The organism is uncultured Lactobacillus sp., assembly GCF_944327175.1.
GTDB lineage: Bacteria > Bacillota > Bacilli > Lactobacillales > Lactobacillaceae > Lactobacillus.
Genome location: NZ_CALVGT010000059.1, coordinates 23,815 through 47,996, shown reverse-complemented (window position 1 = coordinate 47,996; position 24,182 = coordinate 23,815). Strand labels below are relative to the sequence as shown.

Here is a 24,182-nt window from a genome sequence, read left to right as displayed (position 1 = left end):
TTTTACTGGTAGTATCTTGCTGCTGGAAGCCTACAGGGGGAAGCCGGAGCTGGTGGCTAGTTTACTTGAGCAGTGCCGGGAGACCGGGATTTTTAACCAGATCAGCGGCGTTTTGCTGGGGACATTCAGTGAGCTGGACAAGTTAAAGGAAAGCCGGTTGCCAGAAGAAATTCTCTTAGACCTGCTGCCAGCAAATCTTCCAATCGCCAAGACGGAATTTATTGGCCACCGGCCGGATGCTAAGGCAATAAGGCTGGGGCAAGAGTGCGCTTTCAAGGGATTTGGCGTATAATATAAGTATAAAACCGCCCGCTAAGCCCCGTAGAAATCGGGTGATTATGATGCTTAGCGAGAAGATTATTGACTTGTTAGTATGTTTTGTAGCATTCGTTGTATTTGCAATTGTTGTTTCTATCTATCCAGAGGAAATGTTTGCATTGTTGATCGCGACCGTTCTTTTGATCGGCATTTATGCTGTAGCTAAGGAACTGGTCAAGGACTGGTTGAAACACAACCATCGTTTTGGGGTATGACGGGCGGAAAATAAGCGCGGACTGGATTAATGCCAGACCGCGTTTTTATTTTGAAGCAGAGAAGATTATGGAATACGAATACAGACTGGTTGACCGGGCGGCTTGACTATGGAGAAGACCTGGGAGATCGAGGAAAGAAACAGAAAATGGTTGGGGCTGGAGTAAAACATGGTATTAAACAGAGGCTAGACTGACATTGTGTTGGTCCTAGCCTTTTTTAGGTGTGTCGCCAAAATTGCTTTATTACTTTATAATGGTAAATAGCTAATTTGAGGTAAGGAAAAATGAAGAGTAATTTCGAATTTTTAAAAAATGAGGATGATCTCCAAAAGTATTATGCCAATGCAGTAAATGCTGAAAGGCTGTATGCAGATGGATACTATTCTGAAGAAGTGATCAACGTTAGAAAGATCGCGGAAGAGCTTACTAAAGACATCATGGATTTGGAATACTTGCAGGTTGACGAGCGCGCGACTTTTAACGATAATTTGACTCGCTTGCGGAAGGGTGCCTATGTGACTGACCAGGCTATTAGCGCCTTTTACGAAGTTAAGCGCAGTGGGAATGTTCAAGCACATGCTTTGAAAGAAACGGCCACTAAAGAAAGCGGCTTAAAAGAGCTGAAAAACATTCGCTACCTGCTCGCTGATTTTGCCCACAAATATTACGACATCCATGTCAATACCAGTTCAGATGAGTTTATTGAGCCGGAAAGAGAAACTAATTACTCTTCTTCTGAGAGAAGACTGGTTTACATTCAAACTGCTGATAATTCAAGTGGAAATTGGCCAGCCTATATTGGGGCACGAAAAGTTGGCAAGGCATCTATTGAAGAAGACTTTAACAATGACTTAAGACCTAATAGTGATTATCTGCGTATTCGTGCTGATAAGCGAGTTAAGCAGTACATGGGAACAGGTGGTGTACCATACGTCATTGAATGGGCTGAATTGGGCTACTCACCAGTTACCAAAAGATGGTTTGGTGATGAGGCAGTTCATGATGTCTTAGAACGGTCTGGTATAAAGCACGCTGAAGGACTGGAAGGCAATGAGTGGTACACGGTCGATCTTGAAACTGCGAAAAAGGCGATTCAGGCGGTTAAAGACGGCAAGAGTGCCATTGAGCTGGATAACCAAGTTCCTAAGCAGCAAAAACCAATTGAGGTTAAGATCACTCTTAGACCAGAGCAGAGGGATGCAATCGACAAGACCAAGGCCGCATACAAGCACTACAACCGTATGCTTTGGAACGCAAAGATGCGCTTTGGTAAGACCATCACTGCTTTGAGCTTGGTTAAAGAGTCTAAGTACAAGAAGGTCCTTATTATGACTCACCGGCCGGTGGTCAACGAGGGCTGGTTTGAAGACTTTAACAAGATTGGCATGACCAAGGTTGGCTATCTCTATGGCTCTAGAAACCGGGGCCACAGATCAGTTGAGGAACTGGAAAACTTAGACCAGCCATACGTTTACTTTGCTTCCATTCAGGACCTGCGGGGGTCAACGGAAATCGGCGGCAAGGTCAGTGACAAGAACCATGATGTTTTCTCAGTTGCCTGGGACTTGGTTATTGTTGATGAAGCCCACGAAGGGACGCAGACTGACCTGGCACAAAATGTCCTAGATGCTGTATTAAGAAACAAACGGACTACCAAGCTCTTGGAATTGTCTGGCACTCCGTTCAACCTGCTTTCCGACTATGACGAAGAGCAGATTTTCACTTGGGACTACACCATGGAGCAGGAAGCTAAGCTTGCCTGGTCAGAAGAACACCCGAATGAAATCAACCCATACGAGAGTCTGCCAAAGGTTTCCATGTACACCTTTGAGATGAGTGACCATTTCAAGGACATCAACTTTACCGGGGATGGCTTAGGGAGATACTCATTTAACTTCAAGGAGTTCTTCCGGACTGATGAGAATGGTAAGTTCGTGCATGAGAAGAATGTTCGCCAGTTCTTAAAGAACATTACTTCACCTGGTCCAACAAATTATCCATTTGCCAACCGATCTTTCCGGAACAACTTGCGGCATACTTTATGGATTTTGCCAGGGATTAAAGAATGTAACGCCTTGGAAGACCTGCTTAATGAACCAGGCACAGTTTTCCACGAAGAAGGATACAAAGTAGTTAACGTGGTTCGCGGAGACAAGACAGCTGATGAAGAAGCCAGTCAAAGCGATGTAGAACGTGTTAACCGGGCGATGGATCCAGATCCAGCAACAACTAAGACGATTACCTTAACAGTGCGGAAGATGACCACTGGGGTAACGATTAAGCCTTGGACTGGTGTCTTGTTCTTGTCAAACACCAACAGTGCCATGCAATATCTGCAGGCTGCCTTTAGAGCACAGACGCCATACGCGTCAGAGACTTTCGGTCAGAAAACCAACTGCTACATTTTCGACTTTGCGCCAGACCGGGCTTTGACAGTTATGGCCGAAGCAAGCAGTTTGTCGACGGGGGCTGGTAAGCTGAATAGCGATGAACAGGAAGAGCGGATGACCAAGTTGCTCAACTTCTTGCCGATAATCGGTGAGAAGGGCAATAAGATGCACGTCTACAACGTAAACATGCTGCTCACCAAGCTCAAGAAGGCTTACGCAGAAAGAGCGGTTCGCTCTGGTTTTGATGATAATTCTATCTACTCAGACAAGCTCTTGAATATTGAGAGTCAAGACATTCTTGATAAGTTCAACAAGCTGAAGGCAATTGTTGGGACGACCAAGAAAGAAAAGCAAGAGACAAAGATTGACATCAACAAGCAAGGGTTGACAGACAAAGAGTCAGAGACTGCAAGAAAGGCCAAGAAGAAAAAGCCAAGAGAGCGTACCAAAGAAGAGCAAGAAGCTCTCGACAAGGTTAATGCTCTTAAGCGCCAGCGGCGAGCTTTGATCTCGATTTTGCGTGGTATTTCGATTAGAATACCAATGATGATCTACGGGATGGACATCGACTTTGATGAAGACGTGTCAATTCAGCAATTCATGAACCGGGTTGACGACGTATCTTGGAAAGAATTCATGCCTGCTGGCGTCACGAAGGAAATGTTCAAGCAGTTTATCCCGTACTACGATTCGGAGATCTTCATTGAAGCTGGGAAGATCATCAGAAGACGAGTAAAAGAGATCGATAAGGCTGATCCGCTTGACCGGGTTGAGAAGATCGCGGATATTTTCGGGACTTTTAGAAATCCTGATAAGGAAACCGTGCTTACGCCATGGCGCGTAGTTAACATGCATTTGGGTAAGACGATAGGCGGACTTGTCTATTATGACGACGATTATGAGACCCAGTATGTTGATGGTAAATCTGCGATGCACTGGGTATCATCTGAAGATACAGAGCGGGTTTATCATGAGAATACCCGTATTTTAGAAATCAACGCCAAGACCGGGCTTTATCCGTTGTTTGCGGCTGCATCCCTGTACTGGAAGGAATTCCAGAAGATGAATGATCAGACGGCTGGTAAGTTTAGTTTGATCGACGAGCAGTTCATTTGGCAGAAGATTCTGCGGGAAAACATCTTTGTTGTGGCGAAGACGCCGATGGCAAAGGAAATCGCGATTCGGACTCTTAGAGGATATAATGCGGATTGGGATGTTAACGCGGAATACGTCGAGAATATTATTAAGGACGCCAAGACCGACGTTGATGCTGAAGCTAAAAAGATTGAGGGGCTATTTGGAAACATGAAATTCGACGTCGTAATCGGTAATCCGCCATATCAAGATTCTGCAACAGGTGATAATGACAACTATGCTGCACCGATTTACAGCGACTTTATGGATCTCTCATATAAGCTATCTGATTTGGTGACACTGATTACACCTGCTAGATTTTTGTTTAATGCAGGTGGCACATCTAAACAGTGGAATAAGAAGATGTTGAATGATCCTCATTTCAAGGTTGTTTTGTATGAAGCAAAGAGTGATGTAGTTTTTCCACGCACGGATATAAAAGGTGGAGTTGCTGTCTCTTTGAGAGATACGCATCAAGAATTTGAGCCTATTGAAATTTTTACTGCATTTCCAGAATTAAATGGCATTCTCAAAAAAGCACTTCCAAAAATTAGCAGATCTCTGTCAGAAATAATAACTGGGCGTGGCGTTTATAAGTTGTCAGACAAAGCACTGGTAGATCATCCTGAAATAGAACAATTACAATCGAAGGGACACAAAAAAGACGTTGGTTCAGGTGCCTTCAGAGTTCTAAAAGATGTAGTTTTCTTCAAAGATAAGCCAAGTGATGGACATGATGATTATGTTAGATTTCTAGGCCTATCTAATAGGACGCGTGAATATTGGTGGGGTCGGCAGATATATCAAGATGTTCCAGATAGCTTTTATCACTATAAGGTTTTTGTACCAAAAGCAAATGGTAGCGGTTCGTTAGGTGAAACTTTAACAACACCCCTAATCGGGGAACCCCTAATCGGGGCGACTGAAACCTTTATTTCAATTGGTGATTTCTCTACTAAAATCGAAGCTGCAAATTGTTTGAACTATATCAAGGGTAAGTTTGCTAGAGTAATGTTAGGTGTTTTGAAAACAACTCAAGATAATACTAGAGCAAAGTGGGAGTACGTCCCTCTTCAAGACTTTACCCTTAACTCTGACATTGACTGGACAAAGTCAATCCCAGAAATTGATCAACAGCTATACAAGAAATATAATCTCACTGAGGACGAAATCAACTTTATTGAAACGAAAGTGCAGGCAATGGATTAATGACTGATGAACGATTGATTAAATCAGCAGATCGGGTCAAGGATTTCGGTGAAGTATTTACACCAAAGAACATAGTTGATCTGATGCTGGATCAACCGGAAATTAGTGTTAAAGTAAATGACCTAACTGCCACTTTTTTAGAGCCGGCAGCTGGTGAGGGAGCTTTCTTAACAGAACTACTTACACGTAAGATGCAAGTAGCTCTTGAAGGCAGTACTTCAGTTGATAACTATGAAGATAGAATTCTATCGGCACTTTCGTCTCTTTACGGCATCGAACTGATGGAAGATAACTATAAAATGCTTCGGCACAACATGTACCAAACTTTTGTAGTCGAGTATCTTAGAGGACTCAAGGCAAAGGGACAACCAGAACATGGTAAGCGTAAGGTTTTGAAAAGTGCTAAAACTATCATTTATGCCAACATGGTTCAAGGCAACACTCTGACTTATAAGAATGTTTATGATCAGCCTATCATTTTCAGTGAATGGGCTTCATATAAGCAAGATGGTCGGATTTGGGTTAAGCGCACAACTCAGACTTTTGAGTCAATTGTAGAAGGCGAGCAGACCGATAATGGCTTAGTCGTTCCAGAAGATTCACAGCTCGACTTATTTGCTGATTTTGATCCAGATACCCATGAGGTAAAATCGAAGGATTCTTATCTCCAATATAAGTCCGTTCAAATTATTGACGTCTACAAAGAAGAGTTAGTTGATTCAAACAAAGAATAAGCAAAAAATGCATCCCTAAGTATGATCTTTCATACCAGGGATGCATTTTTGCGTCTATTTAGTTATTAGCTCAAGCCAAGAATCGACTTAGCTGCTCTGCGGCCTTGGTGGATAGCCCCAGATACCGCCGTGCCCGAGCCTGGGTAGTAGGATCCGATCCAGCCGCCGGCGTTCATCCCGGCCGCGTAAAGGCCAGGAATCGGTTGCCCAAAGTTGTCGATGACATTGCACTGCGCGTTGATCTTCAAGCCGCCGATCGCGCCCAGATTGCCAGGCGTGTTAGTGTAGGCATAGTATGGCCCGCTAAATGGCTTAACGCCCATGGTCCGTTCATATTCCGGGTCTCTGCCTTCATCCGCGTGCTTATTCCAGGTTTCCACGCTTTTGACTAGGTTTTCAGCTGGAACGCCAATTTTTTCCGCCAGTTCTTCCAAACTGTCGGCAGTCTTAACCAAGCCGCTTTCGACGTCCTTGGCCAGGCTTGCTTCATTCCATGGAGAAGCCGGCGCGGTAATCGAGTCCTTGCCAAAAATCTGGTAGGTCGGCTTGCCCAGTTTTTTCTCTTCGTTGAAAATTGCCCGGAAGCCATAAGCGTAGGTGGCGTCTTCATTGACAAAGCGCAGGCCCTGCCCGTTGACAAAAATTGACGGGATCGTCGGCAGGCGGTCGTCAGTCCCGTTGCCCGTCCGGGCATCAAAGTCAATCGTGCCGCCAAAGCCAGTGACAGCCGCGCCAATGTTCATGCCCATCACGATCCCGTCGCCTCTGTCAGAAGCAACAGACCAGCAGAGGTGGCGCTTAACGTCTTCATAATGCTGCGGACTGAGGTCCTTGGCCAGTTCTACGTTTTGGTCAATTGAGGCAGCTGACAGAATTACCCCACGGTTGGCCTTAAAAGCGTAGAGCACGCCGTCTTGTTCAGCAATCACCCCGGCTACTTCACTAGAGGTCTCGTTCTTTAAGACCAAAGCAACGACAGCTGTGTCGAATTGGAATTCTGCCCCTTGATTTAAGGCGTATTCGTAGAGCTTACGGGTTGCGATAATCCCGTTGCCGCCAGCACCGCCGCCTTCATAGACGTGGATTCTGTCTGCAAAGGAATCCTTGGCGTAAGGAATTTCAGTGTGGCCATACACGCTGGTCCACTTAACGCCAACTTTGTCTTCCAGCCATTCCAGATTTTTGCCAGCATTTTGAGTAAAGTCACGAACAAGCGGTTCATATAAACGGCCTTCACCAGCAGCCAGATATTCAGCTTCGTACTTTTCAGGCGTATCGTCCTTGTAGTCAGTGAATTCCTTTTGATACTTAGTGCCAGCCGCCTGCATAACGCCGCCGGAAAGGCTGGTCGTCCCGCCAGGAATACCTTGCTTTTCAATCGCCAAGACGCTGGCACCATTTTCCGCAGCCGTTGCTGCAGCAGAAAGCCCGGCACCACCTGCACCGACAACGATCACATCATATTCGTCGTCGAATTCAATGTCGCCTTCATAGAACTTTTCCTTGAGGAGGGGATAGTTGTTAGGCTGGTTATGAATAGAAGCAGAAGAGATAGCGTCAACATCCCCGCTGGTAGCTTCCGCATAAGCCATTTGAGCTGCCTTTCTTAAGGCACCGGTTGAAACTGAGGCACCGGAAATAGCATCTACCTCGACTGAATGCTCAGCGTTGGCTTCTTCCAGCCAGGTGTCAACCCCAAGGGCACCGACAGTGTTGGGCACTTCGCCTTCTGCCTTGACCTTGACAATCTTACCGTTTTCGACATCAACGATTGCCGTGATCTCTGAGTTGAAACCATGGGCTTTAGCTCTGTATTCGATCATGATTTTTTCTCCTTAAAACACAATGCTAATATCACTTATCTTTTTCCTAGCAGTGTTGGTTACGCTTACAAAGTTTATGATACCATATATTATTTAATTTATAAGCAAAAAATAATAAATCAGCTTATTTTAGCTCCATGGTAAAATAAAGCTGTTAGAAGTAAGTGCTTGATTTTTTATAGAGATGGTTATGGCAGAATTAGAGTTAAGAAGGGCTAACGTTGGGGACGCGGAAAGATTGCTTAAAGAAGCAGTTTTTTTAAACTTGAACGCCTGCATCGCTGCCCTTATCGGTGAAGACCCATACCTAGACGACAACAGCATTTGCTTCCATGAGCACTTAGGCTACAACTTTGTCGGCCGTTTCTGCCAGTGCGGCTATAAATTCGGCCGCTGGTATGACATGGTTTGGATGGAAAAGATGCTGGGTGAGCATACCGTGCCTGCACCAGCGATTATTCCTTTTCAGGAGATGAAAAATGATTAACGACATCAATACCCTGGCTGACTACTTAGGCCCCCGCGACTTGCCGGCCTTGACCCGGGCAGCACTAGTAGAGAAATATGGCATCCCCCAGGCCGATGCTTTCGTTTTATTTGGCGGCAGTATTTTGCCCGGCGGAGATATCTTTGCCGCGGCTAAAAAGGCGGGGATTGCCAAAAAGTATATCATCGTCGGTGGGCATGGCCACACGACTGATGGCTTGCGGACCCAGGCAAAAGCTGTCTTTCCTGATCTGGAAGTGGATTCTTTGTCAGAAGCGGAGATTTTTGCCGCCTATTTACAGAGAAAGTACCAAATTACTGCTGACTTGCTTGAATGCCAGTCGACCAATTCAGGCAACAACATCACTTACTTGTTAGACCTGCTTAACCGGCATAATATTGACCTGTCATCGGTCATCCTCTGCCAGGACGCGACCATGCAGCTGCGCTTAAGCGCCGTGTTGCGCAAGTACCGGCCAGAGCTGACCATCATTAATTGCGCGGCTTACCAGGTTCATGTCTTGGAAAAAGACGGACAGCTGGCTTATGATAAGGAGATCCCTGGCATGTGGCCAATGGATCGTTATATCAGCCTGCTCATGGGCGAGATTCCGCGCTTAAGAGACGATATAGATGGCTATGGGCCGCTTGGGAAGAACTATATAGCGCATGTGGATCTGCCATCTTCGGTTGAAGGGGCTTTTGCCCGCCTGCTTAAGGAATTCGGCGGCTCTGTCCGCCAGGCTAACCCGGCATATAAGAGCTAGTTTGAGGTGAAAAATGAACGTAGAAGAAGAGATTTTTTCTAAAAGACAGTGCAGGTTTAATAAGCTGGCCGCCTATGGCTTCAAGAAGAATGGTGATGACTATTATCTTGAAGTTCCCTTGAAAAGTGCTAATTTCCTCGCAAAAATTATAGTTGGATCCCAGCTAAAGCCGGCTTTTGGCCGGCCTTCTTGACTATTGCCGGTGAAATCGCCGTCGCCTTTATCGTCTGGCTGATTTTTTACCAGCAGGAAAAGAAGCTGGCCCAGCAGATGAACGACCGGATCAAGCAGCTGAAAAAGTAGCTATTAGGCAAGATTGGAAGAAATTCCAGTCTTGTTTTTTCGTATAAACAAGAAAGTTGAACTTGTAAAAAATAAGTAGTATTGTTTGTATATCTTTTAGATTAAATCTATAGAAATGTGAGCTAGTGCAATGAAAAAATACGACTACATTATTATCGGCAGCGGCCCGGCGGCCAACCACCTGCTCTTCAAGTTAGCAAGAACTGACCGGACCGCCCTGGTCATTGAAAACAACTTGTGGGGCGGAACCTGCCCAAATACCGGCTGCCAGCCGAAGATTTTTCTTGAAGGCGCCGTCCGGCCGATTTTGAATACGCATTATCTGACTGGCAAGGGAGTAAAAGCAGCCGCCCAGCTGGACTGGAAGACTTTGATCAAGCGCAAGAAAGCGATCTGGGCAGAATTTCGCGCAGAAGAGCGGCCCAGCATCGAAAATGGCCAGGTGGATACTGTCTTTGGCAGCGGGGTGATCACTGGTCCGCATACTGTTCAAGCTGCTGGCGAGGAATATGAGGGCAAAAATATTGTCATCGCGACGGGTCTTCTACCTCACCACTTGGAAGTGCCCGGCAGTGAGTATGCCATCACTAACGATGAGTTTTTTGACTTGGATGAATTGCCGAAAAAGGCGGTCGTCATTGGGGGCGGCTATGTTGCCCTGGAATTGGCCACAATCTTGCAGGCAGCTGGGAGTGAAGTCACGGTCTTGCAGCACTCTGAGAAGTTGCTGCGACCTTTTGACCAGGAATACGTCGAGAAATTGACGGAAATGATGGAAGAGCGCGGCATTGCGATTCATCTGAACACGTCAGTTAAGGCCATCGCCAAAAAGCCTGCTGGCTATGAAGTGACCGCGGAAAACGGACAAAAGTTTGAAACTGATCTGGTGATCGACGCCTCTGGGCGGCGGGCTAACGTCGACGGCCTGGGCCTGGAAAAATTAGGGATCAAGTTTGATCCGGTCAAGGGCGTGGCGGTTAATGAGCACTTGCAGACCAATGTCCCGAGTATTTTTGCCGCCGGGGATGTCGCTGATAATGGGCAAATGAATCTGACGCCTGTTGCCTGGGTTGATTCTTACCACATTTATGATTTTGTCGAAAATGGCCTTACTGAAGGAATTAAGTATCCTGCCGTGGCTACTAGTACCTTCACCTACCCGCAAGTCGCCCAGGTTGGCAAGCAGGAAAGTGAAATGGCAGAAGGAGATACGGTTAGAAGAATGAAGCTGGGGGCGACTTTTGCCTCCATGGGCGAAGGCGATGAAGAGGCGGAATTAAAAGTCATCTTCAACAAGGATGGCGAAGTGGTCGGTGCTTCAGAAATCAGCATCAATGCTGGGGATGACATCAATCTCTTCGCCCCGCTGATTGGGAAGAAGGACCCGGCTGAATTTGCCATGAATAATTTAGGCTTCGCTTTCCCGACTTTAGCCAACAAACTGGACGTTTTATTCCGCTAGAAGCTGTTAGCAAGCAGAATTTGAAAATTTTGAATTCGAGCAAAGGTTTATCCTTTGCTTTTTTCTTTGCCCGGGGATTGAAAATTGACTGCTTTTACAGATTGATCTGCCTGTAAAAAGCCCGTCAGACCAGGCTTTATCAGGACTGACCTGCGACTTTTTCCATTGGGAAAAATCTGCTTTAATCAAAACTGAGCTTCGAACGTTTGGTCGGATTGCTTAAAGTTAAGCAGTAAATTTAGGTGATGTATGAGAAGACAGAAAGGAAAAATTGATGACATATTCAATTCAGCAGATCCGGAAGGGCTTAGAGAATGCTGGCTATGTGGCTAATGACGAAATCACGACCGCCCTGTGGGCCAGCGTGAGCCGGGGCCGGCCCTTGCTTTTAGAAGGTGCAGCTGGGACCGGTAAGACCAGTCTGGCTAAGGCATTGGCAGACGGTTTAAACCTGCCTTACCAGCGGCTGCAGATGTATGAGGGATTGAGCGATGACAAGATTCTGTATGACTACGACTACCAAAAACAGCTGCTGGTTATTGAGATGCTTAAGCCGCGTCTGATGGAAGATTGCAAGGAGATGAATCTCAAGGAAGCTGAGCAGTACGCTCTTAGCAAGCTTGATTTCTATGGGGATGACTTTCTCCTGTCGCGTCCTGTGTTAAAGGCGATTAGGTCGGAAAAGCAGACTGTCCTTTGCATTGATGAGCTTGACAAGGCAGATGAAGCTACTGAATACATGCTCTATGAGTTTTTAGAGAATTATTCTCTGTCCATCCCACAATATGGCATGGTTACCTGCACGCCCGACCAGCGGCCCATCGTCATCATTACTTCAAACGGCTGTCGTGAGCTCTCTGGCCCCTTGCGCCGGCGGTGTAACTATCTTTACTTAAAGCGGAAGAAGACGGCTGAGATGGCCAAAATTTTGGCTCTGAAGACAAATGCTGACCGCAGCCTGGCATTAGGTATTGCCCTGGTGGTTTCTAAAATGACCAATCTGCACTATCAACCGTCACTCGCTGAAGCGATTGACTACGCGAGATTCCTCAGTCAGCAAGAAGATATCAGCAAAGAAACCGCCCTTTCAGCCTTGAGCATCTTACTTAAGGACAACCGGGACTATGACCGGGGAAGGAATTTGCTCTTGAAGCATGGCGGGGAGATCTGGAGCAAAGGCAGTAACGATGAAGACGACAGCGGAAACGATTGAACTGAAAGACTGCTTTTTGCCAGACCTCTTAGCCTTTGGCGACTACCTGCTTAAGCGGGGCTACCAGCTGATGCCGAATTACGCCGAGGAGACTTTGGCATTACTGGCAGACAGCTACTTTGATCAGCCCGATGTCAGCCTGTGGAATTACCAATTGCTGCTAAAGCCATTAATGGTCAAAAGCCCGGCTGAAGCCCAGCACTTTCAAGAAGACTTGAGGAATTATCTGCAGCTGAAAAACAGCTTGCGGGATAAAGAAGAGGACTTGGCCAGAAATCATGAGGAACTTGCTGGTGTTATGCGGAAATTTGACCAAGAAGTGGCCAGTCTGAAAGCAGAAAGCAGGCAATTGGCCCAAGAGCAGGAAAGCTTGCCGGGTAGCTTTAAGATTCCCAAGACCTGGCTTAAAAAATTGGCTAAGCTGCAGACCGAGAATGCTGAAGCCTTCAAAATACTGTTTGCGGATAGTCCTAACCAGAAATTAGGATAGTCCTAACCAGAAATTATTTGCAGAAATGGCTAAAACTCTAGCTGACAATGATCAGCCTGGCAACAGAGAGCTTTTTGATAAACGGCAAGATCTGCTTGCTGATTTAGGAGAAGCGGCTGATAAACTTATTGACTTGCTAAATCCCTTGGCCGGCATGCAGCTCTTAGAAGAGCTGGGCAAGATCTTGAAAAGAATTGACCTCCAGGACAAGCGACTGAAAAGAGCAGGGAGCAAGCAGGAGCAAAAACAAGGCGACTTAGAGCAGAGCCGGGAAGATGCCAGACAAGAAGCTGATCGCCTGCAGATGCGGATTAACGAACTGCAAAACAGGTTAGCATCCCCGGGAAAGCGGGAGTGGAGCAAAGAAGCAAATCAAGGAACGATGAACTTCATCGACAATACCGGCCTGTTAGCCAAGCCCTTTGCCAGCTTGTCCAAGCTTGAGCGTGAACAGATCAGTGACTATGTCAATTTGTACGCCTATAAGTTCAAAGCTCAAGTCGCTAAAAGGTTGATCAGTCCTAGGAAAAGCCGGATTGACCTTGCGGCCAGCATCAAACTGGCCTGCAAAAGTGGTGGTGTCCCACTTGAGCTGCAATACCAGCACCATAAAAAGCGCCCCTGCAAGCTGGTTATCTTCTTGGACGTGTCGGGCTCCTGCATCAAGGCGGCAGAACCCCTCTTCTTATTCGCCTGCTGCTTAAGGGAGATTTTCCCGACAGGCTGTGAGATCTATGCCTTTGTTGACCACTTGGTGGATCTCTCAAATGACTTAAAGGCAGGGATGTCCTATGGCGAACTTACAGAAGTATTGCGTAAGGTGCCAACCATTGGTGTCTACTCGGACTACGGCAAGCCGTTAAGAGAATACAAGGCTAAGCAGGGACAGTTAAACAAGCGGACCATTATGCTCTGGATGGGGGATGCCAGAAACAACCACTTGTCAAGCGAGGAAAAGATCTTCAAGGACTTATGCCAGCGGGTGAAGAAATGCTACTGGCTTAATCCTGAAGCTAAAAGCAAATGGAATACCGGAGACTCTGTCATTGGCAGATATACCCCATATGTCAGTGAACTGGCTGAGGTTACTAATACGGCCTCTTTGATCAAATTTTTGTGTGAATTGCAGAATTGAGGATGAAGATGAAAGAAGAAAGCAAAGTCTTAACTGAAAAGGAAACTGACCAGCTGGTTAGCGATTTCTTTGAGAATTACGGGAGCTACTTTAACCGGCCATATTACCTGGATGTGTTGGCCCAACCCCTGGCTAAGCAGTATCTCCGGCCGAGCAGCTTAAAGGTTTGCCTGGCTTACCAATTGCTGACTAAGGAGTGGCTGAAAGACAAGCTTAAGGAAGAGTCTTTCCTTGAAAATGAGAATCAGCGCATTTACCTGGAATCTGGTGAGTTGAAGAATTATTTGCCTAAGGAAGATTGGGACCTGGCCAGCGACTACCTGTTTCCAGGAGACAAGCAGGCTTACCTGGAACTGACAGCTGATAAAAAGAAACTTCTCTTACCAAGCAACAAGCGCCAGCAGCTTCAGCACTTTAAGACTAGTTTGGCTAATTGCCAGTCCTGGCAAAAGCTGATTTATCATATCCAGGCAAATCATGCTGACCTGTCGATCAATTGGCATTTCAAGAACCAGTCCAAACTGGAAGTGACTTTGACGGGGAGAAAGGATCACGAGCATGCTTTTGCCTTAAAAGATCCAGAGGCGATGGAAGAGGAGTATGACAAGTTTTTGGCCAATTCGAAGAAGAAAGAGGTAAATTACAAGAAAAAAATCAAAGAAAAGGTTGCTTCTTCCAGCCTGCGGGGGGACCTTTTAGCCCGGGCAATTGCTCAGCTTGCCATGAGAAATGATACGCGGATTACGCCAAATAACTGTCTGAAGATTCTGCGGGGATTGTCTTATCCAGATTATGACGTTATTAACCATAGCGACTATGACAAACTTTTTCGCCTGCTGCCAAACCAGGAGATTCTGCAGGTAATTGAGGAGATGCAAAAAGATGGACTGATCGCGGCTGAGGAACGCTTTTATTCCGACTATCATGTCTATTACCATGAATTGGTGCCAACTGATTTGACTGAGGAATTTCTGAATGCGGAAGCAGCTGAAGGGTCAGATCTTGCCTTGCTGAAGGAACTTAATGAGTCTGCGAATAAGACTGATCTTTCTGCTTTTAACGTTGTCAAATTAAGCCAGGAACTTCTACAGCATCCCGCCCTGGTTTGCGTTGACCAGAGTTATCAAGCCTTTATCGACCAGCATGACTTGGCGAGAGAATACTTGAAGACCCGCCTACAGCTGACGACCAACAAGTTTACCAAGAAGTATCTTCGCCTGCTCTTGGAGGGGGATGCAGAAAAAAGCATCCCTGGCCAAGCGGTGAATGCTTGATTGGGGGATGCTTAGTAATTAGTATATAGTATTTAATTCTGTTTTTTGGAGGGATGCTACTTGGTCAGCTGGTCAACAAAGGCCAGGTATGATTCTTGCTCACCAGTTTCTTCAGTCTTTACCTCATCCAGTTTAACCTGGCCGCTATGCAGCTGGTCTTCTGGAATTTCAACAGTATGGGTTTCGGTCGCGTTGCCGATCAGTTCGATCCAGTAGCCGTGGTCCTTTTGGTGCAAGACGGTCTTGACCATACCGCCAGGATTGTAGACAGAGATCTCTTTTTCAAAGTGGCCCAGGTCCGGGTGCGTTAAGGCGAAGGCCAGAGAGCTGGCTGACATCCCCGTCCCGCAGGCGTTAGTAAAGCCAACGCCCCGTTCGTAGGTTCTGACAAAAAGCTGGCTATCGCCGCGGATAACGGTGTAGTTGATGTTGACCCCATCTGAGAAGTAGGGATTTTCGCCGTTCAAGTAGGCACCTAGCTCTCCTAAGACCGGGCTGTCCAGGTCCTCTTCTTTGATAAAGGCAATAAGGTGGGGATTAGGCACGGCCAGAGCGCTAAAACGCCAGCCTGGAACCAGTTCCGGAACCAGTGTGTCCAGCAGGCGGTCATGACCCAGGTTGTCAAAAGGCAAAGACTCTTTGTTAAAGCGGACAGGGGAGATTTCTACCCCGAAAGCCGGCACTCCTTCTGCAAAGTCATCAGCTTGCCGGACGGCCAGGTCAGCGTACATGGTTTCCACTTTAAAATGGCTTTCACCGGTCTTTTCGTGCAGGTAGCGGGCAACCGTTCTAAGACCATTGCCGCACATTGAAGCTTCACTGCCGTCAGCGTTGATAACCCGCATTTTGCCTAAAACGCCAGGGTGGCCTGATCCTTCAACAGACAAGATGCCGTCGGCGCCGCCAAGCAGGCCGTTTTCCCGGTCAGTCAGCGTCTGGGTCAATTGCCGCAATTCACTATCAGTCAGCGGATTTTCCAGTTCAGTCTGGTCCAGAATGAAGAAGGAATTCTGTGAGCCATGGACTTTCAATAATTTAGTCATCTTATTCTCCTTGTGCTTCTTGCTTGAAAAAGTAATCGTAAATCGCTGCTACTGCCCGGTCAGCATCTTTAGCTGCCGTGCCCAGCATGATGGAAATTTCGGAAGCCCCTTGGTTGACCATCCGGAGGGAAATGCCTTCTCTAGATACAGGTGTAGCAATGTCCCGCATGACCCCGATCCGGGCCCGCATCCCTTCACCGACCAGCATGATGATCGCGTAGTCGCTGATCCATTCCAGGTGGTCGGGATCGACTTCAGTTTGAATTTCGTTGCAGACTTGATCGATTAATTCATCGTTTAAAGTGTCTCTGTCAAAGATGATCGTCAAGTCGTCGATCCCAGTTGGCATGTGTTCGTAGGAAAGTTTGTGCTTGCTCAGAATCTGCAGGATACGGAGGGTGAAACCGACTTCCTTGTTGAGCAGGTACTTGTGCAGGTAGAGAGCACCAAAGTGCTTGCCACTGGCGATCCCGGTAATAATAGTTTCCGGCTTGAAGCCTTTTTCCGGCACGATCATGGTTCCGCGCTTTTCCGGATGCTGAGTGTTCTTGACGTTGATCGGAATCTGTCCTTGAATGGCCGGGATCAAGGCTTCATCGTGGAAGACAGAGAAACCAGCATAGGACAACTCCCGCATCTCCCGATAAGTCATCGTGTGAATCGGCTGCGGATCGTCAACAACCTTCGGGTTAGCAGAGAAAATAGCATCGACATCAGTAAAGTTTTCATATAAATCAGCGTGGAAGCCTCTGGCTAAAATTGCCCCGGTTATGTCTGAACCACCTCTTGAGAAGGTGGCGATGTGACCAGCCAGAGTATAGCCGTAAAAGCCTGGGAAAATCAGCTTTTCGTCTGAATCATAGGCAAAGTTTTCCAGGAGCTGGTAGCTTTCCGGATTAACAGATGCGTTATTTGGACTTCCAGTAACGATGATCCCGGCTTCTTTAGGGTCAACGTAGCGGGCCTTTACTCCCTTGCTTTGCAGAATCTTGGCGATTAACTTAGCGTTAAGGCGCTCGCCGTGGGCCTTAAAGGCTGCCTGCAGATAGTTCTTGTTTGGATAGTGCTCCTTTGGCAAATCCAGCAGGATTTCTTTCAAGGGCAGGATTTCTTCAAGCGGCAAGCTAAAGTACTCGCCGATTTCAACGTAGCGCTGGAAGATCTGGTCAGCAACTTCAAGCCCGTTTCTGCCATGGTTGATTTCATGGGCGTACTTGATCAAGAGGTCAGTGACCTTGACGTCATCGTCAAAGCGTTTGCCTGGGGCAGACGTAACGACAACTTGTCTTTCAGCTTCAGCGGTAATAATCTTCAAAGCATTTTCTACAGCAGGGCCGCTAGCCAGGGAACTGCCACCAAACTTAACAACTTTCATGGGCTACTCTCTTTCGTGTTTGTCTTTAATCATAATTTAAGTTTAATCAGAATGGACTTTACCATTTTTCTCTGGAAAATGCAAAGAAAGATTCTGGAGATTCATGATAATCGTCTTCTAAACACTGTGATATCAGTGCTTGAGGAAGCTTGAAATAAAAATATGCAAATAAAAAGCGAAAAAGCTGTTGACAAGATGAGTCCAATATTATAGACTGATTACAAATTGAAGAGGCGCAACCGACAAGAGTAAGGCAAGGAAGCCAGCCAGGCGGAGAACTTGCAAGAAAGGGGAGGTTGCCGAAGCATCCGTTTTGGCAAGGCGGATTGGCTGGGCTATGGCTTAAGAGGTCATGGACTGTCGCAGGGAAGGTACCTGCGTTGCGCTTGCAATTTGACGAGAGAATTTAATTTTGAATTTATTCGGGCTCCAGATTGTTAAAGCGATCTGGAGCTTTTTCTTTGCCTCTTCGAAGTAACAGAAACAGATGCAGATTAGAAAGAGAAAGATACTATGGCAGAATTAGACGCGCAAAGCATTATCAACTACATTGGTTCAGCACCAAAGAAGACCCCGGTTAAGGTTTACTTGAGAGGAGCAAGTCTTGATAAGGTCACTTTCCCGGAAGGCACGGATCCTTTTGTCAGCGGTCAAGCCGGCGTAGTCTTCGGCGACTGGCAAGTTCTTAAGCCGTTTTTAGCAGAACACGAAGCTGACTTTGAATCTGTACGCGTGGAAAACACGGCTCGCAATTCAGCTGTTCCTTTGCTGGACCTTAAGGAAATCAATGCCCGGATCGAACCAGGCGCTATTATCCGTGACCAAGTCTTGATCGGTGACAATGCGGTCATCATGATGGGGGCAGTAATCAACATCGGTGCGGAAATCGGTACTGGCTCAATGATCGACATGGGGGCCATCTTAGGTGGCCGGGCAATCGTTGGCAAGAACTGTCACATCGGTGCTGGTACGGTCTTAGCTGGTGTGGTTGAGCCAGCTTCTGCCTTGCCAGTCCGTGTTGACGATGATGTTTTGATTGGGGCCAACGCGGTTGTTTTGGAAGGCGTCCACGTTGGTGAAGGCGCGGTTGTCGCAGCTGGCGCGGTCGTAACTAAGGATGTTGCTCCGCACACGGTTGTTGCCGGTGTTCCAGCCAAGGTAATCAAGGAAGTCGATGCCAAGACCGAAAGCAAGACTGGTCTGGAAGAAGACTTGCGCAAGCTGTAAAGATCAAAGCCGACAAAACAGATAGAAATAAAAGTTAGTCCACATTAAGGAAGTTTTTCAATGGCAGTATTGACCGAAGCCGAGTTGCTTCAAATCCGGCGCCAACTCCACCAGATTCCGGAATTGGCTTTAGAAGAATATCAAACTCACGCTTATCTCTTGGATGTGATCAAGCAGATGAAGCAAGACTACCTGGAAATCAGGGAGCCAGCAGAATTGCCAACTGCCCTCCTGGTTCTGGTTAAGGGGTCAAAGGCCAAACGGACCATCGGCTACCGGGCGGATATCGATGCTTTACCAGTTACTGAAGCAACCGGCCTGCCATTTGCTTCCAAGCACCAGGGAGTGATGCACGCCTGCGGGCACGACATTCATATGACGGTTGCTTTGGGTATTCTCAGCTACTTTAGTGAACATCAGCCAAGCGATAACCTCTTGTTCTTCTTCCAGCCAGCTGAAGAAAGCGAGAGCGGCGGCATGAAGGCCTACCAGCTGGGACTTTTTACTGGCAAGTGGAAGGTCGATGAATTCTACGGCCTGCATGACAATCCAAGTCTGCCGGCTGGGGCAATTGGCTGCCGTAATGGCACTTTGTTTGCCGGAACGACTGAAATCAACATTGACATTCAAGGCAAGGGCGGGCACGCCGCCTTTCCGCAATTGTCAAATGACGCGGTTGTCGCGGCAGCGGCCTTGATTATGCAGGTCCAGACCATCATTTCCAGAAATATCGATCCAATTCAAAGCGGAGTTATCACCTTAGGCAAGGTGACTGCTGGCAAGATCAGAAACGTAATTGCTGATTCAGCCAGAATTGAAGGCACGATCCGGGGACTGACCCAAAGCATGATCGAACTGATTGACAAGCGGCTGGCTGAAGTCTGCCAGGGAATTGAGCTGAGCTTTGGCGTCAAAGTCAAGCTGGAGCTTAACCAGGGCGGCTACTGGCCAGTTGAGAATAACCCTGAATTGACGGAAAACTTCATTAATTACATGAAGCAGGCTGTCGGAGTTGAGTATGTCGAAACATCCCCAGCCATGACCGGGGAAGACTTCGGCTACCTCCTGGCCCAGATTCCGGGAACCATGTTCTGGCTGGGCGTTGAAGACGACTCACCCCTGCACTCAGCAACATTAACCCCCCAGGAAAGTTCAATCAGCCGCGGCATCGCGGCAATTACCGGCTTTTTAGAATACCGGATGACAGAAGAATAAGGAAACAAACAATAGAGGCAAAGACAATGAACCAAAACTTACAAAACGCGGACTTACTGACAGCAATCATTACGCCTTTTACGGAAGACGGACAGATCGACTTTGCCAGCTTGACTGAATTAACCAACAATTTGATTGACCAGGGCTCTAACGGCTTTGTAATCGGCGGGACAACCGGGGAGACGCCTACCTTGACCCATGATGAAAAGATCGCCTTGTACACCCGCTTTGGCCAGATTGTAAACGGGCGTGTACCGGTTATTGCCGGTACTGGCAGCAATAACACAGCGGAAACTATCGCTTTTACTGAAGAAGTTGCCCAGATTCCGGGCATCGACTATGCTCTGGTTGTCGTTCCGCCATACAACAAGCCAAACCAGCGGTCAATGATCGCTCACTTTACGGCAGTTGCTGACCAGGTTCACATTCCAGTAGTCATTTACAACATTCCGGGCCGGACTGGGGTTAAAATGGAAGTGTCAACCATTTTACAGCTGGCCCAGCATCCCAATATTGCCGGTATCAAGCAGTGCGCCAGCCTGGAAGAAATCGAAGAGATCGTTTCCGGCCGGCCAGTAGACTTTGCCGTCTTTACCGGTGAAGATGCCCAGGCGCTGACTGCCAGAGTTTTGGGCGCTGACGGGGTCATCTCAGTTGCCAGTCACCTGTACACCCCAAGAATGCGGGAAATGTACGATGATCTTTACGCGGGCAACTTTGCCTTGGCCGGCAGCTTGCAGCGCTGGCTGACCCCGCGGATGAACGCCTTGTTCATGTTCCCGTCACCATCACCGGTTAAGGCGGCTTTAGCTGCCATGGGCTACCAAGTAGGGGGCTTACGGTTGCCGCTTGTAGCTTTGAACGGTGAAGAAAAGGAAGAACTCGCCACTGCTTTGAAGCTGCCAAAGGATGCATTAGCTGGTCAGCTGACGCGTGATATGTTAGAAGGAGAATAAGATGCCAAGAATTTTATTGGCCGGTTTTGCCGGCTCAATGGGCCAGCAAGTCGTTAAATTAATAGCAAGCCTGCCAGACTTTGAAATAACTGCCGGCCTGGCCCACCGTTTAAAGAGCAGCGATCCAGCAGACTATGGCTTACCGGCAGATACTAAGCTGTACACCAGCCTGGATGAAATTCCAGCCGACGCAGCAGATATCTGGATTGACTTTACTGTTCCAGCCTCTGTCTACCAAAACGTCCGCTACGCCTTGGAAAACGACTACCGGCCAATCGTAGGGACGACTGGCTTGACTGACCAGCAAGAAGCTGAGTTGAAGCAATTGGCCAAGAAGAAGGGTATTGGCGGCTTGATCGCTCCTAACTTTGGCATGTCAGCTGTTTTATTGATGAAGTTCGCCCAGGAAGCAGCTAAATACTTCCCAGACGTGGAAATCATCGAAATGCACCACGAAGATAAGAAGGATGCTCCATCAGGCACGGCCTTGGCCACAGCCAAGCTGATCGCTGAAGTCCGCGAGCCCCACCAAACTGCAGCAGACACGACAGAAAGTCTGCCAGGTGCAAGAGGGGGCGATTACCAAGGCATCAAGCTGCACGCGGTTCGCTTGCCAGGCTACGTCGCTCATGAACAGGTGCTTTTTGGGGGCAAGGGGGAAGCCTTGACCATCCGGCAGGACTCCTTTGACCGGTCATCCTTCATGAGCGGGGTCAAGGTTGCCTTGGAAAAGGCAGCTGGCTTAGACCAGCTCTATGTCGGCCTGGAAAACATTTTGTAGAAAGTATTCTTTGTTTTTTATAGAAAGACGATCATCATGCCAGAAACAGATCCTAATTTGCGGGATTTAGGCAACAGAAAGCTTGCTAAAATCGCGCCTTCAGCCATCCGGGCTTTTGACGAAGAAATCTCCCAGATCCCAGGAATCATCAAGCTCACCTTGGGAGAACCAGACTTCGCGGTACCAGACCATGTTAAAATGGCTGCTATTCGGGGAATCGAAGCGGACGACTCCCACTACGGGCCATCAAAAGGGAAGCTGGCCCTGCGTCAAGCCATCAGCAAGTATCTCGCGGCAAGCAGACAGGTTGACTATGACCCGGAAACTGAAGTTATTGTCACTGACGGGGCAACTGAAGCAATTACAGCAACTTTACTGGGACTTTTAAATCCAGGTGACAAGGTTTTAGTGCCAACACCAGTCTTTTCCCTTTATTTCACCAACATTGAAATGGCAGGCGGGGAAGTGGTGATGATCGACACCTCAGATACTGGCTTCAACTTGACGCCAGAGAGCTTGGAAGCGGAGATTGAGGCGGCCGGCGACCAGGTTAAGGCAATCATGCTCAACTACCCATGCAACCCAACAGGGCGGACTTCTGCCAAAGCTGAGTTAACTGCTTTGGCAGAAGTGATCAAGAAGCACCATTTGCTGGCAATCTGTGATGAAATCTACAGCGAACTGACTTATGACCAAGAACATTTCTCTTTGGCTACTTTACTGCCGGGACAGGTAATCTTGATCAGCGGTTTATCAAAGTCACACGCTATGACTGGCTACCGGCTCGGATATATCGCGGCTCCAGCAAGTTTACTGCCAAATGTGGCTAAGGCGCATAGTTTCATGGTGACCTGCGTGGACAATATTGCGCAGGACGCGGCAATTGAAGCCTTGACCAAGGGGCTTGACGATCCAAAGGAATTTAAGGCGGCCTACCAGCGCCGGCGGGACTTTATGGTTGATAATCTGACTAAGCTGGGCTTTGAAATGGCCGTACCGCAAGGGGCATTTTATATTTTTGCCAAGATTCCGGAGAAGTTTGGCAGCGATGACTTTGCCTTTGCCAAAGATGTAGCTAAAAAAGCCCATGTTGGCTTGATTCCAGGCAGTGTATTTGGGAAGGGATCAGCTGGCTATGTCCGCTTCTCTTACGCGGCAGCTGATGACAAGCTGGCGGAAGTAGTCAAGCGGCTTGGTGAATACGTTGCTCAGCTCTAATATTTTTACTAAGACAGCAGTTTGCTGTCTTTTTTTATACCGAATGATATAATTTAGAAAGAATCTAAAGAATTAGTATGACAAGGAGCATATAAATAATGTCTGAATACCCACAACTTAACCTTGACCAAGCCAAGGGCCCAAAGGCAACTATCAAGACCAACCACGGCGACATCGTCATTCAGCTTTTCCCAGAAGAAGCACCAATGACTGTTGAAAACTTCGTCCGCCTGGCACAAAAGGGCTACTACGACGGCGTGACTTTCCACCGGGTGATCAGCGATTTCATGATCCAAGGCGGGGACCCGGAAGGTACTGGTGCTGGCGGTCAAAGCATCTGGGGCCATAACTTTGAAGACGAATTCTCAAACGAACTCTTCAACTTGCGCGGGGCTTTGTCAATGGCTAATGCTGGTCCAAACACCAACGGCTCACAGTTCTTCATCGTGCAAAACAAGAATATGCCAAAGCGGTTTATCCAACAATTGCGCGATGCCCAATATCCAGAAGAAGTTGTTAAGGCCTACAAGCAAGGTGGTACGCCATGGCTTGACCACAGACACACTGTTTTTGGCCATGTAACTGAAGGCATGGATGTCGTTGACGAAATTGCCAAGGTAGCCAAGGACGGCAACGATAAGCCACTTGAAGACGTGGTAATCACGACTGTTGAAATTGCTGACTAAAAGTAAGTGAGAAAGGCTTGCGTGAACGAGAGTGAAGTTAAAACGGGTTTGGCTCGTTAAGTTAATATTTGTACTGGCTTTTGCCATTATTTTGGCGCCAAAGGCAAAGACTACGGCAGCTTCAGATGCTGACAAACCGTTTTACAAGAATGCCATGGTCAACACATACGTGTACGACGAAAAAGGCAAACGGACCAAGGACAAGAAGATCTTGGCCGGTAAAGCTGTTGGCTGCTACAGCATGATAAATTATGTTGACGACAAGCCATATATTATGATTGGTCAAAACAAGTACGTGGCATATATGAATGTGATTGGCCTGGATTGCCAGCTGAATCATAACAGCTACATTTATTCCAGCAAAGGCAAACGAATGAAGAATTCCTGTGTTTTGCTGAAGAATGGCTCGGTAACTGTCTATGGCGGCAAGAAAAAGATCAATGGCCGCAAGTACTGGGCAATCGGTGTCGGCTTGTATGTCAAGGCAAGCAATATCGAAACGCCTAAAGGCGAAGTTACCAGCGATCCAAACACGCAGAATCAAACAACTGAACCGCAAACATCTTAAACTTGAGCACTGCAAATGCAGTGCTTTTTTTGTTTAGAGGGGACTGGATTTCGTTTTTTACTTATAGTTCGAATAATACATATTATGTAAAGCTAAGTAGTGAAATCTGGAAGAGAGGACGCTGATTAGCCCCAGATGGTAATTTAGTCCGGTAGTATTT

General features: G+C 47.3%; 20 protein-coding genes, 2 pseudogenes and 1 riboswitch. Of the genes and pseudogenes, 19 read left to right on the top strand and 3 right to left on the bottom strand.

Annotation, left to right across the window (positions count from 1 at the left end; all coding sequences use genetic code 11):
* From Q0J41_RS08270 to Q0J41_RS08260, 3 genes and pseudogenes are all read left to right on the top strand, one after another.
* A pseudogene (locus Q0J41_RS08270) lies at positions 1-292 on the top strand (LD-carboxypeptidase); the annotation flags it as partial.
* 525 nt (positions 293-817) lie between these two features.
* Positions 818-5,266, top strand: a complete 4,449-nt coding sequence (locus tag Q0J41_RS08265; protein ID WP_296228332.1) for an Eco57I restriction-modification methylase domain-containing protein — start codon at positions 818-820, stop codon at positions 5,264-5,266.
* Positions 5,266-6,000 carry a methylase gene (locus Q0J41_RS08260; protein ID WP_296228331.1) on the top strand — a complete coding sequence of 245 codons (735 nt, stop codon included), beginning with the start codon at positions 5,266-5,268 and terminating at the stop codon, positions 5,998-6,000. The genes Q0J41_RS08265 and Q0J41_RS08260 overlap by 1 nt, the downstream gene beginning before the upstream one ends.
* Before the next feature lie 65 nt (positions 6,001-6,065).
* Here the strand turns inward: Q0J41_RS08260 and Q0J41_RS08255 are convergent, their stop codons facing one another.
* Positions 6,066-7,823: an FAD-dependent oxidoreductase gene (locus Q0J41_RS08255; RefSeq protein ID WP_296228328.1), complete on the bottom strand. Its 1,758-nt coding sequence runs from the start codon at positions 7,821-7,823 to the stop codon at positions 6,066-6,068.
* Positions 7,824-8,064: 241 nt separating this feature from the next.
* On the opposite strand from Q0J41_RS08255, the pseudogene Q0J41_RS08250 reads away from it, so the two are divergent.
* From Q0J41_RS08250 to Q0J41_RS08210, 9 genes and pseudogenes are all read left to right on the top strand, one after another.
* Positions 8,065-8,310: pseudogene (locus Q0J41_RS08250) on the top strand (GNAT family N-acetyltransferase); the annotation flags it as partial.
* Positions 8,303-9,076: an ElyC/SanA/YdcF family protein gene (locus Q0J41_RS08245; RefSeq protein WP_296228325.1), complete on the top strand. Its 774-nt coding sequence runs from the start codon at positions 8,303-8,305 to the stop codon at positions 9,074-9,076. The pseudogene Q0J41_RS08250 and the gene Q0J41_RS08245, both read left to right, overlap by 8 nt.
* Positions 9,077-9,089: 13 nt before the next feature.
* Entirely contained in the window at positions 9,090-9,269 is a 180-nt protein-coding gene (locus tag Q0J41_RS08240) for a hypothetical protein (RefSeq protein ID WP_296228322.1), read from the top strand.
* Positions 9,266-9,379, top strand: a complete 114-nt coding sequence (locus tag Q0J41_RS08235) for a hypothetical protein (RefSeq protein WP_296228320.1) — start codon at positions 9,266-9,268, stop codon at positions 9,377-9,379. Before Q0J41_RS08240 ends, Q0J41_RS08235 begins: the two co-directional genes overlap by 4 nt.
* Before the next feature lie 130 nt (positions 9,380-9,509).
* Positions 9,510-10,841 carry an NAD(P)/FAD-dependent oxidoreductase gene (locus Q0J41_RS08230; RefSeq protein WP_296228319.1) on the top strand — a complete coding sequence of 444 codons (1,332 nt, stop codon included), beginning with the start codon at positions 9,510-9,512 and terminating at the stop codon, positions 10,839-10,841.
* Between the two features lie 274 nt (positions 10,842-11,115).
* On the top strand, positions 11,116-12,054 hold the full coding sequence (locus Q0J41_RS08225) for a MoxR family ATPase (protein ID WP_296228316.1): 939 nt from the start codon (positions 11,116-11,118) through the stop codon (positions 12,052-12,054).
* Positions 12,029-12,544 (top strand): hypothetical protein, encoded by a 516-nt coding sequence (locus Q0J41_RS08220; protein WP_296228313.1) that lies wholly within the window; start codon positions 12,029-12,031, stop codon positions 12,542-12,544. Before Q0J41_RS08225 ends, Q0J41_RS08220 begins: the two co-directional genes overlap by 26 nt.
* Before the next feature lie 25 nt (positions 12,545-12,569).
* A complete protein-coding gene (locus Q0J41_RS08215; protein ID WP_296228310.1) occupies positions 12,570-13,679 on the top strand; it encodes a VWA domain-containing protein in 1,110 nt (369 codons plus the stop codon).
* An 8-nt stretch (positions 13,680-13,687) separates the two neighbouring features.
* Complete coding sequence (locus tag Q0J41_RS08210) at positions 13,688-14,953, top strand: hypothetical protein (protein WP_296228309.1); 1,266 nt, start codon at positions 13,688-13,690, stop codon at positions 14,951-14,953.
* A 56-nt stretch (positions 14,954-15,009) separates the two neighbouring features.
* On the opposite strand, the gene dapF is transcribed toward Q0J41_RS08210, so the two are convergent.
* Both dapF and Q0J41_RS08200 read right to left on the bottom strand, forming a co-directional pair.
* The gene (gene dapF / locus Q0J41_RS08205; protein ID WP_296228307.1) at positions 15,010-15,996 is read right to left on the bottom strand and encodes a diaminopimelate epimerase; all 987 of its coding nucleotides are present in this window, start codon (positions 15,994-15,996) and stop codon (positions 15,010-15,012) included.
* Position 15,997: 1 nt separating this feature from the next.
* Positions 15,998-17,371, bottom strand: coding sequence for an aspartate kinase (locus tag Q0J41_RS08200; RefSeq protein WP_296228305.1), 1,374 nt, complete (start codon positions 17,369-17,371; stop codon positions 15,998-16,000).
* A 220-nt stretch (positions 17,372-17,591) separates the two neighbouring features.
* A riboswitch (Lysine riboswitch) is annotated at positions 17,592-17,768 on the top strand.
* A gap of 116 nt (positions 17,769-17,884) precedes the next feature.
* Between Q0J41_RS08200 and dapD the strand changes: the two genes are divergently transcribed.
* From dapD to Q0J41_RS08165, 7 genes are all read left to right on the top strand, one after another.
* Positions 17,885-18,598, top strand: coding sequence for a 2,3,4,5-tetrahydropyridine-2,6-dicarboxylate N-acetyltransferase (gene dapD, locus Q0J41_RS08195; protein WP_296228302.1), 714 nt, complete (start codon positions 17,885-17,887; stop codon positions 18,596-18,598).
* 60 nt (positions 18,599-18,658) lie between these two features.
* A complete protein-coding gene (locus Q0J41_RS08190; RefSeq protein ID WP_296228299.1) occupies positions 18,659-19,813 on the top strand; it encodes an N-acetyldiaminopimelate deacetylase in 1,155 nt (384 codons plus the stop codon).
* A 26-nt stretch (positions 19,814-19,839) separates the two neighbouring features.
* Complete coding sequence (dapA, locus tag Q0J41_RS08185) at positions 19,840-20,769, top strand: 4-hydroxy-tetrahydrodipicolinate synthase (protein ID WP_296228297.1); 930 nt, start codon at positions 19,840-19,842, stop codon at positions 20,767-20,769.
* A gap of 1 nt (position 20,770) precedes the next feature.
* A complete protein-coding gene (dapB, locus tag Q0J41_RS08180; protein ID WP_296228295.1) occupies positions 20,771-21,550 on the top strand; it encodes a 4-hydroxy-tetrahydrodipicolinate reductase in 780 nt (259 codons plus the stop codon).
* Between the two features lie 36 nt (positions 21,551-21,586).
* Positions 21,587-22,768, top strand: coding sequence for an aminotransferase class I/II-fold pyridoxal phosphate-dependent enzyme (locus tag Q0J41_RS08175; RefSeq protein ID WP_296228293.1), 1,182 nt, complete (start codon positions 21,587-21,589; stop codon positions 22,766-22,768).
* Between the two features lie 98 nt (positions 22,769-22,866).
* Positions 22,867-23,454, top strand: a complete 588-nt coding sequence (locus tag Q0J41_RS08170) for a peptidylprolyl isomerase (RefSeq protein WP_003614261.1) — start codon at positions 22,867-22,869, stop codon at positions 23,452-23,454.
* A gap of 31 nt (positions 23,455-23,485) precedes the next feature.
* Positions 23,486-24,022: an SLAP domain-containing protein gene (locus Q0J41_RS08165; protein WP_296228286.1), complete on the top strand. Its 537-nt coding sequence runs from the start codon at positions 23,486-23,488 to the stop codon at positions 24,020-24,022.
* Positions 24,023-24,182: the final 160 nt, after the last annotated feature.